Source organism: Micromonospora sp. NBC_01655 (assembly GCF_026339755.1).
GTDB lineage: Bacteria > Actinomycetota > Actinomycetes > Mycobacteriales > Micromonosporaceae > Micromonospora.
The window spans coordinates 1,725,756-1,741,025 of record NZ_JAPEQF010000001.1; the positions used below are offsets into that span (position 1 = coordinate 1,725,756).

Annotated in this window: 11 protein-coding genes and 1 pseudogene; 8 read left to right on the top strand and 4 right to left on the bottom strand. The window is 73.7% G+C overall.

Annotated features, from left to right (window positions below; genetic code table 11):
- Positions 1 to 76: 76 nt before the first annotated feature.
- From OOK41_RS08190 to OOK41_RS08200, 3 genes are all read right to left on the bottom strand, one after another.
- Positions 77 to 766 (bottom strand): winged helix-turn-helix domain-containing protein, encoded by a 690-nt coding sequence (locus OOK41_RS08190; RefSeq protein WP_117665481.1) that lies wholly within the window; start codon positions 764 to 766, stop codon positions 77 to 79.
- A 200-nt stretch (positions 767 to 966) separates the two neighbouring features.
- On the bottom strand, positions 967 to 1,635 hold the full coding sequence (locus OOK41_RS08195; protein WP_117665483.1) for a DUF305 domain-containing protein: 669 nt from the start codon (positions 1,633 to 1,635) through the stop codon (positions 967 to 969).
- 25 nt (positions 1,636 to 1,660) lie between these two features.
- The gene (locus OOK41_RS08200; protein ID WP_266263675.1) at positions 1,661 to 2,473 is read right to left on the bottom strand and encodes a DUF3105 domain-containing protein; all 813 of its coding nucleotides are present in this window, start codon (positions 2,471 to 2,473) and stop codon (positions 1,661 to 1,663) included.
- A gap of 100 nt (positions 2,474 to 2,573) precedes the next feature.
- Between OOK41_RS08200 and argS the strand changes: the two genes are divergently transcribed.
- The 7 genes and pseudogenes from argS to OOK41_RS08235 all read left to right on the top strand — a co-directional run bounded on the left by argS (position 2,574) and on the right by OOK41_RS08235 (position 13,799).
- Positions 2,574 to 4,238, top strand: coding sequence for an arginine--tRNA ligase (gene argS, locus OOK41_RS08205; RefSeq protein ID WP_266263677.1), 1,665 nt, complete (start codon positions 2,574 to 2,576; stop codon positions 4,236 to 4,238).
- Between the two features lie 60 nt (positions 4,239 to 4,298).
- Positions 4,299 to 5,638: pseudogene (lysA, locus tag OOK41_RS08210) on the top strand (diaminopimelate decarboxylase).
- Between the two features lie 8 nt (positions 5,639 to 5,646).
- A complete protein-coding gene (locus OOK41_RS08215; RefSeq protein WP_207892608.1) occupies positions 5,647 to 6,960 on the top strand; it encodes a homoserine dehydrogenase in 1,314 nt (437 codons plus the stop codon).
- A gap of 127 nt (positions 6,961 to 7,087) precedes the next feature.
- Complete coding sequence (gene thrC, locus OOK41_RS08220) at positions 7,088 to 8,137, top strand: threonine synthase (protein ID WP_117665493.1); 1,050 nt, start codon at positions 7,088 to 7,090, stop codon at positions 8,135 to 8,137.
- A gap of 137 nt (positions 8,138 to 8,274) precedes the next feature.
- Positions 8,275 to 11,559, top strand: coding sequence for an efflux RND transporter permease subunit (locus OOK41_RS08225; RefSeq protein WP_266263678.1), 3,285 nt, complete (start codon positions 8,275 to 8,277; stop codon positions 11,557 to 11,559).
- Between the two features lie 168 nt (positions 11,560 to 11,727).
- Positions 11,728 to 12,549 carry a polysaccharide deacetylase family protein gene (locus OOK41_RS08230; protein WP_117665496.1) on the top strand — a complete coding sequence of 274 codons (822 nt, stop codon included), beginning with the start codon at positions 11,728 to 11,730 and terminating at the stop codon, positions 12,547 to 12,549.
- An 11-nt stretch (positions 12,550 to 12,560) separates the two neighbouring features.
- Complete coding sequence (locus OOK41_RS08235) at positions 12,561 to 13,799, top strand: MFS transporter (protein WP_117665498.1); 1,239 nt, start codon at positions 12,561 to 12,563, stop codon at positions 13,797 to 13,799.
- A gap of 38 nt (positions 13,800 to 13,837) precedes the next feature.
- Here the strand turns inward: OOK41_RS08235 and OOK41_RS08240 are convergent, their stop codons facing one another.
- A complete protein-coding gene (locus tag OOK41_RS08240; protein ID WP_266263680.1) occupies positions 13,838 to 14,188 on the bottom strand; it encodes a hypothetical protein in 351 nt (116 codons plus the stop codon).
- Between the two features lie 106 nt (positions 14,189 to 14,294).
- On the opposite strand from OOK41_RS08240, the gene thrB reads away from it, so the two are divergent.
- Entirely contained in the window at positions 14,295 to 15,239 is a 945-nt protein-coding gene (thrB, locus tag OOK41_RS08245) for a homoserine kinase (protein WP_266263682.1), read from the top strand.
- The last annotated feature ends 31 nt before the right edge of the window (positions 15,240 to 15,270 follow it).

Below are 15,270 nucleotides of genomic sequence, written 5' to 3' on the forward strand. Positions count from 1 at the left end.
CCCCGGCGATCGCCGAATCGGTATCCGGTGACCGCCTTCGTGTCGCCGGCGTGGGCGGTGTCGGGCCGCCCGGCCGTCAGGCGGCGGCGCGCCCGCAGCTCGGCAGCGGGTGCAGCGCGATCCGCCGGGGCAGCCGGCGCGGCCACTCGTTCTTCGGCCAGGAGCCGTCGACGATGAGGTGCACGGGCCGCTCCTCGGCCCCGCTGAGCCGCAGCACGAAGTCCCGGGGCAGCGGCGGGTCGACCGACGGCGTGGTCACCATGAACCGGACCCGGCCCCGGGACGAGACGGCGGAGACCACGTCGGCCGCCGGCATCGTCCCGCGCAGCCGCACCCGGCCGATCCAGTAGACCTCGGCCAGGTGCTCCTGGGCGGCCCGGGTGATCGCCGGGTACTCCAGCCGTACCCAGCGCTCGACCGCGCCGACGCAGAGGCCGCAGGCGCGCTCGCGCGGTTCGCGCGGCCCCAGCCCCCAGGCCCGCAGGTACGCCCCGACGGCGCTGGCGTCCATGGTCGGGTCGAACCGCCGCTGGACGAGCGTGGCGAGGCTCTGCCGCGTCCACAGTTCCTCGTCCAGGCCGAACTCGTCGGGGTGGACGCCCCGCAGGACGTCGATCAGTTCCAGCTCCTGTTCGCGGCTGAGCGTTCCCGGCTCGCCCTGCCGCTGTCCGCGACGGACGGCTGCCACCGTTCCGTCACCGCCGATCGTGTGGCGCCGGCACCAGCTGGTGACCGAACGCCCTGCGTCTCTGAGTGCAACCCCCACGTCCTGCGCAACGAGCCCGAATCGCAACTGGTCACGATATGTGGGTAGAAAAGTCCATCAAGCGCAGCAATGGTGCGTGATGTCGCCAAAGCGGCCAATCGGACATGCGGTCGCCGGGGCAGCGGGTGCCGGGGCAGAAGGCAGGCCCACGCCGACCGCCGGGTGGGCGGGGGCGCGGGCCTTCTCCGTCGTCGGGACGCTCAGCCCTTGAGCCGGTCGAGGGCGGCCCTGAGGTTGGTGAGGTCCGTCTGCTGGGTGTTCTTCATGGTCCGGGCGGTGCGCACGACGTCGGGCTGGTCGCTGACGTCGAGGACGCCGTCGATCATGTGGATCCCGCCGATGTGGTGCCGGATCATCAGCTCCAGGAACAGGACGTCCAGCTCCCTGCCCTGGGCGGCGCGCAGCTTCGCCAGCTCCTCCGGGGTGGCCATCCCCGGCATCAGCCCGTCGCGCACCGTGTCCTCGCCGTCCGGCATCCACGCCATCCGGGGCTGTGACCCGGACGGGTCGAGGCCCCAGGAGCGCAGCCAGGTCTGCATGGTGCCGATCTCGCCCTGCTGGCCGGTGGCGATGTCGCCGCCGATGCTGACCACCTCGGGGTCGGTGCCGCGCTGGAACGCGATCAGCCCCATCGCCACCGCCTGGGCGTGGTGGCTGGTCATGTCCCGGGCGAAGCCCGCCTCCGCCGAGGCGTCACCCGGGCGGGTGAGCTTCGGCGTGAGCAGGCCGCCCGCGTACCCGAGCAGGAGCCCGACCACGACGGCGGCGGCGACCACCAGGACGCCGAAGCGGCGCGCGGCCGGCCGGCCGCCGTCGTCGGTCACCGGGCCCTCCGTCAGGTCGCGGTCGGTCGTCGTGGGTGCGGTCATCGGGCTTCCGTCCTCGCTGTCCGGATCACTGGGTGGGCATCTGGTTGCCGTCACGCGGCGTGGTGCCGGTGGCCGTGATGCCCTGGTCGCAGTTGGCGGTCGGGCCCTCGACCGAGGCGTTCACCCGCAGCGTCTTGATGAACTCGTCGATCCGGCTGTCGTCGGCGTTGTCGACCTTGAGCTGGTACCCCCAGGCCTGCAGCGAGATCGGCTTGTCCAGCCCCTCGTACGGGCTGAGCATCATCTTCTCCTGGCCCTGGACCTTGCTCTTCAGCTTGGTCACCTGGTCGGCGGGCAGGTCGGGGCGGTAGGCGATCCACACCGTGCCGTGCTCCAGGCTGTGCACCGCGTGCTCGTTGGCGATCGGCGCGTCGTAGACGTCGCCCATGCAGTTCTGCCAGGCCGCGTTGTGCGGGCCGGCCACCGGCGGGGTCACCGTGTACTTGACCGCGCCCTGCTGGTGGTTGCCGCCCTTGACCAGTTCCGGTTCCTTCTCCCGGTAGTCGACGACGCCGTCGATGCCGGCGGCCCGCTTCTCCCACGGCTTCGAGCCCTGGAACGCGGCCCACGCGCCGTAGCCGATGATCGACGCGGCGAGCACGCCGACCGCGACGAACAGCGCGATCGGCCCCCAGGACCGGCCCTGGCTGACCTTCACCGGTGCGATCGGCTTGCGTGGGCCCTTGCCCTTGCCGCCCGCTGCGGGACGTGGGCCGGCGCCCGTCGACTTGCCGTCCCCGGCCTTGGCGCCGGGCGTCGGCCGGCCCGCCGCCGGCTTCTTGCCGGTGGTGACCACGGTCGGACGGCGCTCCGGGCCGCCCGGGGTGCTGATGCTCATCGTGCCTCGTCAGGTCGGTCGGTCAGGGTGGGTGGCGGGCCGGATTTCACGCGCAGGGTCGCCGCCGAGTGCCCGAGTCTACCCCCGATAACATGGTTCGGTGACTCCCGCAGAACTGGCCGAGGTCGTCCTCTCCGCAGCCCACGCCGTCTTCGCCGACCGGGGCCTGGACCGCGCGGCGCTTCCGGAGCGCACCGCCGTCGAGCGACCGCGCAACCCCGAGCACGGCGACTACGCCTCGACGCTCGCCCTCCAGCTCAGCAAGAAGGTGGGCGTGCCCCCGCGGGACCTGGCCGCCGCGCTGGTCGAGCAGCTCGGCCGGGCCCCCGGGGTCAAGTCGGTGGAGATCGCCGGCCCGGGCTTCCTCAACATCCGGCTCGACCCGGCCGCCGCCGGCCAGCTCGCCCGGACGATCGTCGAGGCCGGGCCGGCGTACGGCCGGGGCGCGGCCCTCGCCGGGCAGAAGATCAACCTGGAGTTCGTCTCGGCCAACCCGACCGGCCCGGTGCACATCGGCGGGGTCCGCTGGGCCGCCGTCGGCGACGCGCTCAGCCGGCTGCTGCGGGCCACCGGCGCCGATGTCGGCACGGAGTACTACTTCAACGACGCGGGCTCCCAGATCGACCGGTTCGCCCGGTCCCTGCTCGCCGCCGCGAAGGGCGAGCCCGCCCCGGAGGACGGCTACGGCGGCGCGTACATCGCGGAGATCGCCACCGAGGTGCGCAACCGCCGGCCCGACGTGCTGACCCTGGACGACGCAGCCGCCCAGGAGGTGTTCCGGGTCGAGGGCGTGCAGCTCATGTTCACCGAGATCAAGTCCTCGCTGCGCGAGTTCGGGGTGGAGTTCGACACCTACTTCAACGAGAAGGACCTGCACGACCGGGGCGAGCTGGACCAGGCGCTGGCCCGGCTGCGGGCGCAGGGCCACGTCTTCGACACCGACGGGGCCACCTGGCTGCGCACCACGGACTTCGGCGACGACAAGGACCGGGTGCTGCGCAAGTCCAACGGCGAGTGGACGTACTTCGCCGCCGACTGCGCGTACTACCTCGACAAGCGCGAGCGCGGCTTCGACCGCGTGGTGATCATGCTGGGCGCCGACCACCACGGCTACCTCGGCCGGATGAGGGCGATGGCCGCCTGCTTCGGCGACGACCCGGACACCAACCTGGAGATCCTGATCGGCCAGCTCGTCAACCTGGTCCGCGACGGCGCGCCGGTGCGGATGAGCAAGCGGGCCGGTACCGTGGTCACCCTGGAGGACCTGGTCGACGCGATCGGCGTGGACGCCTCCCGGTACGCGCTGGCCCGCTACTCCAGCGACTCGCCGATCGACATCGACGTGGAGCTGTGGACCCGGGCCACCCGCGACAACCCGGTCTACTACGTGCAGTACGTGGCGGCCCGGACGGCCAGTGTGGGCCGCAACGCCGCCGAGGTGGGGCTGACCCGGGGCGACGCCGGCTCCTTCCACCCCGAGCTGCTCTACCACGACAAGGAGAACGAGCTGCTCAAGGCACTCGCCGAGTTCCCCGCCGTCGTGGCCACGGCCGCCGAGCTGCGCGAGCCGCACCGGGTGGCCCGGTACCTGGAGGAGCTGGCCGGGGCGTACCACCGGTTCTACGACAGCTGCCGGATCCTGCCGCGCGGTGACGAGGAGGTCACCGACCTGCACCGGGCCCGGCTGTGGCTCAACGACGCCACCCGTACGGTGATCGCCAACGGCCTGCACCTGCTCGGCGTCTCCGCTCCCGAGAGGATGTGATCGCGTGCGAGCGCGAGGAGTGAGCGTGCGAGCCCCGCAGTCGCGAAGCGGAGAGCAGTAATGCGGGCTCACGAGGCCGGTGCGCTGCACGGCGACATCGGCAACCGGGGGCCGGCCTGGCTGCGTACCCCGGCCGGGCCGCCGACGGCGCGCTCGCCGTCGGCGGGCTCGGCGTGCGGGAGATCGCGGCCGAGTTCGGCACCCCGGTGTACGTCCTCGACGAGGACGACCTGCGCTCGCGCTGCCGGGACTTCCGCGCCGCCTTCCCCGACGCCGACGTCTACTACGCCGGCAAGGCGTTCCTCTGCCGTGCGGTGGTGCGGATGATCGCCGAGGAGGGCCTGCACCTCGACGTCTGCACCGGCGGCGAGCTGGCCACCGCGCTGTCGGCCGGGATGCCGGCGGAGCGGATCGGCTTCCACGGCAACAACAAGTCCGTGGCCGAGCTGACCCGGGCGCTGGACGCCGGGGTGGGGCGGATCATCCTCGACTCGTTCACCGAGATCGACCGGCTCACCGCGCTGGCCCGCGAGCGGGGCGTCCGGCCCGGCGTGCTGATCCGGGTCACCGTCGGCGTGGAGGCGCACACCCACGAGTTCATCGCCACCGCCCACGAGGACCAGAAGTTCGGCTTCTCCCTCGCGGGCGGGGCCGCCGTCGCGGCGGCCTTCAAGGTCCTCGACGAGGGCGTGCTCGACCTGCGCGGCCTGCACTCGCACATCGGCTCGCAGATCTTCGACGCCAACGGCTTCGAGCTCTCCGCCCGGCGGGTGCTCGGCCTCCAGGCGCAGATCCGCGACGCCCGGGGCGTGGAGCTGCCCGAGCTGGACCTCGGCGGTGGTTTCGGCATCGCGTACACCACCCAGGACGACCCGGCCGGCCCGCTGGAGCTGGCCAAGCGGCTGCGAAAGATCGTCGACGGCGAGTGCGCCGCCGAGCGGCTGGCCGTGCCGCGCCTGTCCGTCGAACCCGGCCGGGCCGTCGTCGGGCCGGCCGTCTTCACGCTGTACGAGGTCGGCACGGTCAAGGACGTGGACGGGATCCGGACGTACGTGAGCGTGGACGGGGGGATGAGCGACAACATCCGCACCGCGCTCTACGACGCGTCGTACTCGGCGACGTTGGCCTCCCGGGCCTCGGCCGCGCAGTCCCTGCTCGCCCGCGTGGTGGGAAAGCATTGTGAGTCCGGGGACATCGTGGTGAAGGATGAATTCCTGCCCGCTGACGTGCAGCCCGGAGATCTTGTCGCGGTGCCCGGTACGGGTGCCTACTGCCGGAGCATGGCCAGCAACTACAACCATGTGCCCCGCCCGCCGGTGGTCGCGGTGCGGGACGGCCGGGCGCGGCTGATCGTCCGGCGGGAGACGGAAGAAGACCTGCTCGCATTGGATGTCGGATGACCTCACCTGTGCGCTTGGCGCTGCTCGGCTGCGGAACGGTGGGCAGCGAGGTGGTACGGCTGCTGCACGAGCAGTCGGCCGACCTCGCCGCCCGGATCGGCGCCCCCCTGGAGATCGTCGGGATCGCCGTCCGCCGGCTCGGCCGGGACCGCGGCGGCCTGCCGGTCGACGAGACGCTGTTCACCACCGACCCGCTCGGCCTGATCAAGCGGGACGACGTCGACGTGGTGATCGAGGTGGTCGGCGGGATCGAGCCGGCCCGGGGCTGGCTGGTCGAGGCGCTGCGGGCCGGCAAGAGCGTGGTCACCGCCAACAAGGCGCTGCTCGCCGAGGACGGCGCGGCGCTGCACGACGCGGCGGCCGAGGGCGGTGCGGACCTCTACTACGAGGCGTCGGTGGCCGGGGCGATCCCGCTGCTGCGCCCGCTGCGCGACTCGCTGCACGGCGACCGGGTCAACCGGGTCACCGGCATCGTCAACGGCACCACCAACTTCATCCTCTCCGCGATGGACGCCACCGGCGCCGGCTTCGCCGAGGCGCTGGAGGAGGCCACCGAGCTGGGCTACGCGGAGGCGGACCCGACGGCCGACGTGGAGGGCTTCGACGCGGCGGCCAAGGCGGCCATCCTCGCCTCGCTGGCGTTCCACACCCGGGTCACCGCCGCCGACGTGCACCGTGAGGGGATCACCGAGGTCACCGCCGCCGACGTGGCCAGCGCCAAGGCGATGGGTTGCACGATCAAGCTGCTGTGCATCGCCGCCCGGGGCCGGGACGCCGCCGGGGCCGAGACGGTCAGCGTCCGGGTGCACCCCGCGATGATCCCGCTGACCCACCCGCTGGCCAGCGTCGGCGACGCGTTCAACGCGGTCTTCGTCGAGGCCGAGGCGGCCGGGCAGCTCATGTTCTACGGCCGGGGCGCGGGCGGCGCGCCGACCGCCAGCGCCGTGCTCGGCGACGTCGTGGCGGTGGCCCGCAACCGGCTGGCCGGGGTGCGCGCGGCCAGTGAGTCCGCGTACGCCGACCTGGCGGTGCGGCCGATGGGGGAGGCGCCGACCCGCTACCACATCAGCCTCGACGTGGCCGACCGTCCCGGCGTGCTGGCCTCGGTGGCCGGGGTGTTCGCCCGGCACGACGTGTCCATCGCCACCGTCCGGCAGGGCTCGGCGGGCGGCGGCCGGGCCGGCTCCGGCGACGACGCCGAGTTGGTCGTCGTCACCCACGTGGCGCCGGACGCCGCGCTCGCCGCCACCGTGGGGGAGCTGCGCGGGCTGGACATCGTCCGGTCGGTGGCCAGCGTGCTGCGGGTCGAGGGCGAGGCGTGAGTAGCCCGGCCGCGCTCACGTCTCGCCTGGTGGTTATGCGCGGGTGCGGCGCGGGCCGGTCCGGAAGGCTGGGCCACGCTGGAGAGGCCCCCAGCTCGGCGGGGGCGCAGGAGGCGAGGAGAGCGACATGTGGCGGGGCCTGATCGAGACGTACCGGGACCGGCTGCCGGTCACCGACGCCACGCCCGTCGTCACGCTGCACGAGGGGAACACCCCGCTGCTGCCCGCGCCGGTGCTCTCCGCCCGGCTCGGCTGTGACGTCCACCTCAAGGTCGAGGGGGCCAACCCGACCGGCTCGTTCAAGGACCGGGGGATGACGCTCGCGGTCTCCAAGGCCGTCGAGCACGGCGACAAGGCGATCATCTGCGCCTCGACCGGCAACACCAGCGCGTCCGCCGCCGCGTACGCGGCCCGCGCCGGGATCACCTGCGCGGTGCTGGTGCCGCAGGGCAAGATCGCCCTCGGCAAGCTGGCCCAGGCGCTGGTGCACGGCGCGCGGCTGCTCCAGGTCAACGGCAACTTCGACGACTGCCTCGCGCTGGCCGCCAAACTCGCCCAGGACTACCCGGTCGCGCTGGTCAACTCGGTCAACATCGACCGGCTGCACGGGCAGAAGACCGCCGCGTTCGAGATCGTCGAGGCGCTCGGCGACGCCCCCGACATCCACTGCCTGCCGGTCGGCAACGCCGGCAACGTCTCCGCGTACTGGATGGGCTACTCGGAGGACCTGCGCGACGGCAACGCCACGAAGGCCCCGAAGATGTACGGCTTCCAGGCCGCCGGGGCGGCCCCGATCGTCACCGGTCAGGTGGTGCACGAGCCGTCCACCATCGCCACCGCGATCCGGATCGGCAACCCGGCGAGCTGGACCAAGGCCGTCGACGCCCGGGACGCCTCCGGAGGGCTGATCGCCGCCGTCAGCGACCGGGAGATCCTGGCCGCGTACCGGCTGCTCGCCCGCGAGGTCGGGGTCTTCGTCGAGCTGGGCAGCGCGGCCAGCGTCGCCGGGCTGCTCCAGCAGGCCGCCGCCGGCAAGGTCCCGGCCGGCGCCACGGTCGTCTGCACCGTCACCGGCCACGGCCTGAAGGACCCGGAGTGGGCGATCTCCACCGCTCCCGCCCCGGTCACCATCGCCAACGACCCGCTCGCCGCGGCCCGGTCCCTCGACCTGGCCTGACCGGCCCGGTAACGCTCCCAGGTCACCCTGGGCCGGGCCCTCCGGGCGATACCCCCGCGGCCGGACAAAAGAGCCGGTGCGGCAGACTCTCCCTTACCGAGCTGTCCCGCCTTCCTCTTCAGGAGTGAGCCACGCCGATGTCGCTGCTCGCCAGATTCAGCCTCGCCAACCGGGGGTTGGTCGCCCTCATCGCGGTGGTCACGACGCTGTTCGGTCTGTTCGCCGTACCGTCGTTGAAGCAGCAACTCCTGCCGTCGCTGGAGTTCCCCGGCGCGTTCGTCGTGGCGGTCTACCCCGGTGCCGCGCCCGAGATCGTCGAGTCCCAGGTCACCGAGCCGATCGAGAACAGCCTCCAGGGCATCCCGGGGCTGGAGAAGGTCACCTCGACCTCCCGCGAGGGCTCCACCATCGTCCAGGTGCAGTTCGCGTTCGGCACCGACCTGGACGGCGTGGTCAACAAGATGCAGACCGCCCTGAGCCGGATCGACGCACAGCTTCCCGAGGGCGTCGACCCGCAGGTCCTCACCGGCAGCACCGACGACCTCCCCGCCGTGGTGATCGCCGCGGCCGGCGGCGGCGACGAGCGGGTGCTGGCCGACAAGCTGCGCGACACCGTGGTGCCGGAGCTGGAGTCGATCAAGGGGGTCCGCACCGTCGCGGTGACCGGCACCCGCGACCAGGTCGTCACGGTCACCCCGGACCCGGCCAAGCTGGCCGCCGCGAAGCTCGCGCCGACCGCGATCGGCACCGCCCTGAAGACCAACGGCATCGCCGTGCCGGCCGGCGCGGTCTCCGACGGCTCGCGGGCGCTCACCGTCCAGGTGGGTACGCCGATCCGCTCGCTCGACGACCTCAGGGGCATCGTCCTGGCCCCGACCGCCCCGAAGGCGGCCCCGGTCCGGCTCGGTGCCGTGGCGGCCGTGGAGCAGCAGCTCGCCCCGGCCACCTCGTTCACCCGCACCAACGGCCTGGACAGCCTCGGCATCGCGGTCACCGCCGCCCCGGACGGCAACGCCGTGGAGATCTCCCACGAGATCCGCGACCGGTTGGCCGATCTGCGCTCGGCGTCCGGCGCGGACCTGACCGTCGTGTTCGACCAGGCGCCGTTCGTGGAGAAGTCCATCGAGAGCCTCACCACCGAGGGCCTGCTGGGCCTGGTCATGGCGGTCGTGGTCATCCTGGTCTTCCTGCTGTCGGTCCGCTCCACCGTGGTCACCGCGGTCTCCATCCCGCTGTCGGTGCTGGTGGCGCTGATCGCGCTCTGGATCGGCGACTACTCGCTCAACCTGCTCACCCTCGGCGCGCTGACCATCGCGGTGGGCCGGGTGGTGGACGACTCGATCGTGGTGCTGGAGAACATCAAACGCCACCTGGAATACGGCGAGCCGAAGCGGGAGGCGATCCTCACCGCGGTCCGCGAGGTGGCCGGCGCGGTGACCGCGTCGACGCTGACCACGGTGGCGGTCTTCGCCCCGATCGCGCTGGTCGGCGGCTTCGTCGGGCAGCTCTTCGCGCCGTTCGCGATCACCGTGACGGTGGCCCTGCTCGCCTCGCTGCTGGTCTCGCTGACGGTGATCCCGGTGCTGGCGTACTGGTTCCTGCGGCCCAAGCGGGGCGGGGCGGACGACGCCGCCGCGCGCCGTGCGGCCGAGGAGAAGGAGCTGCGTAGCCCGTTGCAGCGGGCGTACCTGCCGGTGATCGGGTTCGCCACCCGGGGCCGGGGCACCCGCTGGATCACCCTGGGGCTGGGCCTGCTGGTGCTGCTCGGCACCTTCGGCCTGTCCAGCGCGCTCAAGACCAACTTCCTGGACGACTCCGGCCAGGACACCCTGACCATCAGCCAGCAGCTCCCGGCCGGCACAAGCCTGGCGGCCACCGACCAGGCGGCCCGCCGGGTCGAGGAGGTGCTGGAGCGCTCCGGCAACGTCGAGACGTACCAGGTCAGCGCCGGAGGCAGCGACCAGCCGTGGCAGGGCGGCGGCGGCAACAACACCGCCACCTTCTCCGTGGCGTTGGACGGCGACGCCGACGCGGCCGAGGTGAAGCGGACGCTGCGCCGGCAGTTCGACGCCCTCGGCCCGGAGGTGGGCGAGCTGAGCTTCGGCGGTGCCCAGGGCGCGACCAACCAGCTTGCGGTCGTCGTCCAGGCGGCCGACCCGGAGGTGCTGGCCCGGGCGGCCGAGCAGGCGCGGTTGGCGATGGCCGACACGGCCGACGTCGAGGACGTCTCGACCAGCCTGGCCGAGCGGGTGCCGCGGGTGGACGTGACCGTGGACCGGCTGGCCGCGGCCCGGATCGGGCTCAGCGAGGCGGCCGTCGGGCAGCTCGTGGCCCAGGCGTACCGGGGCGCCCCGCTGGGCCAGGTGGCCCTCGACGGCGGCCAGCAGGACGTGGTGCTGCGCGGCGGCGCGAAGCCGCCGACGACCGTGGCGGAGCTGCGCGGCCTGCCGGTCGGGCCGGTGAAGCTGGACGACATCGCCGACGTCACCCAGGCCGAGGGGCCGCAGCAGGTGACCCGGATCGACGGCGAGCGCAGCGTCACGGTCACCGGCACGGCGACCGGCGCCAACCTCGGCGCGACCACCCAGGAGCTGCAGAAGAAGCTCGACGCGATCGACGTGCCGGGGGCGAGCATCAGCATCGGCGGCGTCAGCGCCGACCAGGAGGAGGCGTTCGCCGACCTGGGCCTGGCAGTGCTGGCCGCCATCGCGATCGTCTTCCTGATCATGGTGGCGACGTTCCGCAGCCTCACCCAGGCGCTGATCCTGCTGATCTCGGTGCCGTTCGCGGCGACCGGGGCGATCGGCCTGCTGCTGGTGACCGGCACCCCGCTGGGCGTGCCGGCGCTGATCGGCGTGCTGATGCTCGTCGGCATCGTGGTGACGAACGCGATCGTCCTGCTGGACCTGATCAACCAGTACCGGTCGCAGGGCATGGGGGTCCGGGAGGCGGTGGTCGAGGGCGGCCGGCGCCGGCTGCGCCCGATCCTGATGACCGCGGTCGCGACGATCTTCGCCCTGCTGCCGATGGCGTTCGGGCTGACCGGGGAGGGCGGCTTCATCTCCAAGCCGCTGGCGGTCGTGGTGATCGGCGGCCTGCTCAGCTCCACCCTGCTCACCCTGATCCTGGTCCCGACGCTGTATTCGATGGTGGAGCACACCAAGGAGTCGCTGCGGGCCCGCCGTCGCCGCCGGCCCGGTGGCTCGGCGCCGGAGTCCGGCGGGCCGGGTGCGGGCGACGTGCCGGTGACCGGTGCCGGCGAGCCGGTGCCGGTGGGCGCCCCCGTCGGCGCCCCCGCCGAGGGCGGGCCGGTGGGTCCGGTCCGGTCCGGGCCGTCGGCGGCCCTGGTGGACGGCACCGACCAGTTCGAGGTGCTGCGGTTGCCGAAGAGCCGGCAGTCGCCGCTGCCGCCGGCCGAATAGCCGGGGCACGACCACGACACGCCCTCGCCGGGTCCGCCCGGCGGGGGCGTGTCGCGTGCGGGGCGGAGGGTTCGTCGCGTATCCGACCGGTGCGGTGAGTCGTCTGTCGCATACTGGCGGTGTCGAGGTCGTCCCGGGGTGGGCGACCGCTGGCGAGCGGAGCGGGCCATGGCGGACAGCGGTGGCCGGTGGGAGCGGCGGACCGTGCTGCGCCGGGTCGGGCTGTTCGCCGGTGGTGCGGTGCTGGGTGCCGGGGCCACGGCCCAGAGCACCTGGATCGCCGACCGGCGGCTGCCGCTGGCGGGCGGCCCGGCGAGCGCCACCCTGGGCGGCGACCGCCAGCAGGTCGGCGACGGCGAGGTGTCGGTCGTCTGGGCGGCCCGCACCGAGCAGCGGCTGGTGGCGCTCACCTTCGACGACGGCCCCCGGCCGCAGTGGACGCCGATGGTGCTGGACACTCTCGACCGGTACGCCGTGCCGGCCACGTTCTTCCTGGTGGGGCAGCGGGCCCGGCAGCACGCCGGCATCCTGCGCGGCCGGCTCGGCCGGCACGAGGTGGGCAACCACAGTTGGGCGCACCACGACCTGGCCCGGCACGACGCCGCCGAGGTCCACGACGACCTGCGCCGGGCGCACGACGCGATCACCGAGGCGGCCGGGGTCGCCCCCCGGCTGCTCCGCCCGCCGTACGGGCACCTCGGCGGCGCGGTGCTGCACGCCGCCGCCCGGCTGGACTACCGGCTCGTGCTGTGGTCGTTGCAGATGGTCGAGGGGCGGTATCCGGACGATCCGGCCGGCCACGCCCGACGGATCGTGGCGGGGGTGCAGCCGGGCACCATCCTGCTCGCCCACGACGTCGGTGACACCCGCCGGCTGGTCGCGTTGCGCGGCCTGCCCGACCTGATCGCCGGCCTGCGGGACCGCGGCTTCGCCTTCGTCACCGTCTCCGAGCTGCTACGCCGGGCGAGCCCGCCGCACGTCGGCGGGTAGGGTTCCGGTACGTGTCACCCACCGCCTCGGTCCTGGTCCGCAACCGGAACTTCCGTAACCTGTTCCTGGCCGAGCTGGTCGTCTTCGGCGCGGACTGGTTCGTCATGGTGCCGCTGCTCGTGCTGCTGCCGACGCTGACCGGCAGCGGCGTCTGGGGCGCGCTCGTGCTGGCCGTGGACACCGGAGTGGTCGCGCTGCTGCTGCCGTACACCGGGACGATCGCCGACCGGTTCGACCGCAAGAAGATCATGATGGCGGCCAACGTGGCGTCGCTGCTCGGCGTGCTGCTGCTGCTCGGCGTCCGCAGCGCGGACACGGCGTGGCTGGCGATGGCGGGGATCGCCGTGGTGGCGGTGGCGAAGGCGTTCTACTCCCCGGCCGCCCAGGCCGCCCTGCCCAACGTCCTCGACCCGGAGGAACTGGCCGCCGGCAACGCGGTCGCCGGCTCCGCCTGGGGCACGATGACCGTCGTCGGCGCCTCGCTGGGCGGCGTGCTCAGCGCCGCCGCCGGCCCGTACGTCTGCTTCTGGGTGGCCGCGGTCGGCCTGACGCTGGCGGCGGGGCTGGCGGCGCTGATCCGCCGCCCGTTGCAGGCCCCCCGGGACGCCGCCGTGCCCGCCCAACGCACCTGGGCGGCGATCCGGGAGGCGCTGGGCTACATCGGCCACCGCCCCCGGGTCCTCGGGTTGGTCACCGTGAAGTCCGCGGTGGGCCTGGGCAACGGCGTGCTCACCATCTTCCCGCTGCTCGCCGGCGTGTACGGGGTGGGCGCGGTCGGCACCGGCCTGCTCTTCGCGGTGCGCGGCGCGGGCGCGCTGGTCGGGCCGATCCTGATGCGCCGGGTGCTGACCAACCGGGCCTGGCTGCTGCCCGGGCTGGCCCTGTCGATGTCCCTCTACGGCCTGGCCTACGTGGGTACCTCGATGGCCGACTGGTTCCCGCTGGTGCTGGCGCTGGTCTTCGTGGCGCACTTCGCCGGCGGGAGCAACTGGGTGATGTCGAACTTCGCCCTTCAGGGCGAGGTGCCGGACCGGCTGCGCGGCCGGGTCTTCGCCACCGACATGATGCTGGCGACGCTCGCCGTCTCCGTCAGCCAGCTCGTGGTGGCCGGGGTGGTCGACCTGGTGGACGAGCGGGTGGTGCTGGCCGGCTGCGGCCTGGTCACGCTGGTCTACGCGGTCGGCTGGCGGATCGCCACCCGACGGCTGTCGCTGACCGACCCGGTCGCCGAGCCCGTGCCGGCCCGCTGACCGCCCGCCGCCGCGTCGCCCGGGGTACGCCGGTGGCGTCACCCACCGCCGGCCGGCCGCCGGCCGGTCAGCGCGGCGGCGATCACCAGGCCCAGCCCGGCGGGGTGGAGCAGGGCGAGCACGAGGCTGACGCCGGTGCCGAGCCGGGCCACCGTGAGGACGGACATCGAGGACCCCCCGGACGCGTAGAGCCGGGGCAGGACGAGCAGCCAGGCGAGGCTGAGCAGCATGCCGACCAGCAGCACCACCACGCCCGACGCCAGCAGCAGGCGGGGGAGCCGGCCGAGCCGGGCGCGGAGGACCACCGCCAGCGTGAGGCCCGCCACCAGCACCAGCAGGCTCGGGATCTGTGTCGCCACCTGGGTGACCGAGTAGGTCAGGAACTCCATGCCGACTCCCGCCTCGTGATCGTCCCGGCCAGGCTAGCGGAGGCGGGCCAGTCCCACGGGGCGGGCGGAGCCCCGCCGGGGTCGTCCCGGGGCCTAGCATGAGCGCGTGCCGACGACATTCGTGTCCGGGCCGGTCAAGGTCCGGGTCCCCGCCACCAGCGCCAACCTCGGTCCGGGGTTCGACGCGCTGGGGCTGGCGCTCGGCCTGTACGACGACGTGGCCGCCGAGGTGGTGCCCGACGGCGTCCGGGTGGCGGTGACCGGGCAGGGCGCGGGCGAGCTGCCCGACGACGACGCGCACCTCGTCGCCCGGGCGATGCGGGCCACCTTCGACGCGCTGGGCGGCCAGCCGTCGGGCTTCGCCGTGGAGTGCGTCAACCGGATCCCCCAGGCCCGTGGCCTGGGCTCCTCGTCGGCCGCCATCGTGGCCGGCGTGCAACTGGCCCGGGCGCTGGTCGTCGACGGGAACACGCGGTTGGACGACGCGGGCGCGCTGCGGCTGGCGGCCGAGATCGAGGGCCACCCGGACAACGTCGCCCCCTGCCTGCTCGGCGGCTTCACGATCGCCTGGACGGAGCCGTCCGGCGCCCGCGCGGTCTCGCTGGCCGTCGACGGCCGGGTGCGGCCGACGGTCTTCGTGCCCGAGGAGCGCGGCCTGACCGCCGTGGCCCGGGCCGCGCTGCCCGGCGCAGTCCCGCACGCCGACGCCGCGCTCACCGCCGGCCGGGCCGCGCTGCTGGTGCACGCGCTGACCGCCGAGCCGGCCCTGCTGCTGGCCGCCACGGTCGACCGGCTGCACCAGGACTACCGCGCCGAGGGGATGCCCGGCACGGCTGCCCTGGTCGGTGCGCTGCGTGCGGCCGGTGTGGCCGCCGTGGTCAGTGGGGCGGGCCCGTCGGTGCTGGCGCTGAGCGAGCCCGGCGCGGACTTCTCCGTGGGAACAGGTTGGCTGTCCCTGGGGTTGGGTATAGACGTGCACGGAGCACGGGTCGCACGGGGTAGACTTGGACACGCCGAGCGGGACCCTGTTGCCGCAGGTCGAAAGAGTTGATTACGCTCTAGACTTAGCACAGCCGCGAAGC

Excerpts from the sequence above, each read along its gene's own strand:
- OOK41_RS08195 (WP_117665483.1), bottom strand. The coding sequence starts at position 1,635 with ATGACCGCACCCACGACGACCGACCGCGACCTGACGGAGGGCCCGGTG.
- OOK41_RS08200 (WP_266263675.1), bottom strand. The coding sequence starts at position 2,473 with ATGAGCATCAGCACCCCGGGCGGCCCGGAGCGCCGTCCGACCGTGGTC.
- thrC (WP_117665493.1), top strand. The coding sequence starts at position 7,088 with ATGTGGCGGGGCCTGATCGAGACGTACCGGGACCGGCTGCCGGTCACC.
- OOK41_RS08225 (WP_266263678.1), top strand. The coding sequence starts at position 8,275 with ATGTCGCTGCTCGCCAGATTCAGCCTCGCCAACCGGGGGTTGGTCGCC.
- OOK41_RS08230 (WP_117665496.1), top strand. The coding sequence starts at position 11,728 with ATGGCGGACAGCGGTGGCCGGTGGGAGCGGCGGACCGTGCTGCGCCGG.
- OOK41_RS08240 (WP_266263680.1), bottom strand. The coding sequence starts at position 14,188 with ATGGAGTTCCTGACCTACTCGGTCACCCAGGTGGCGACACAGATCCCG.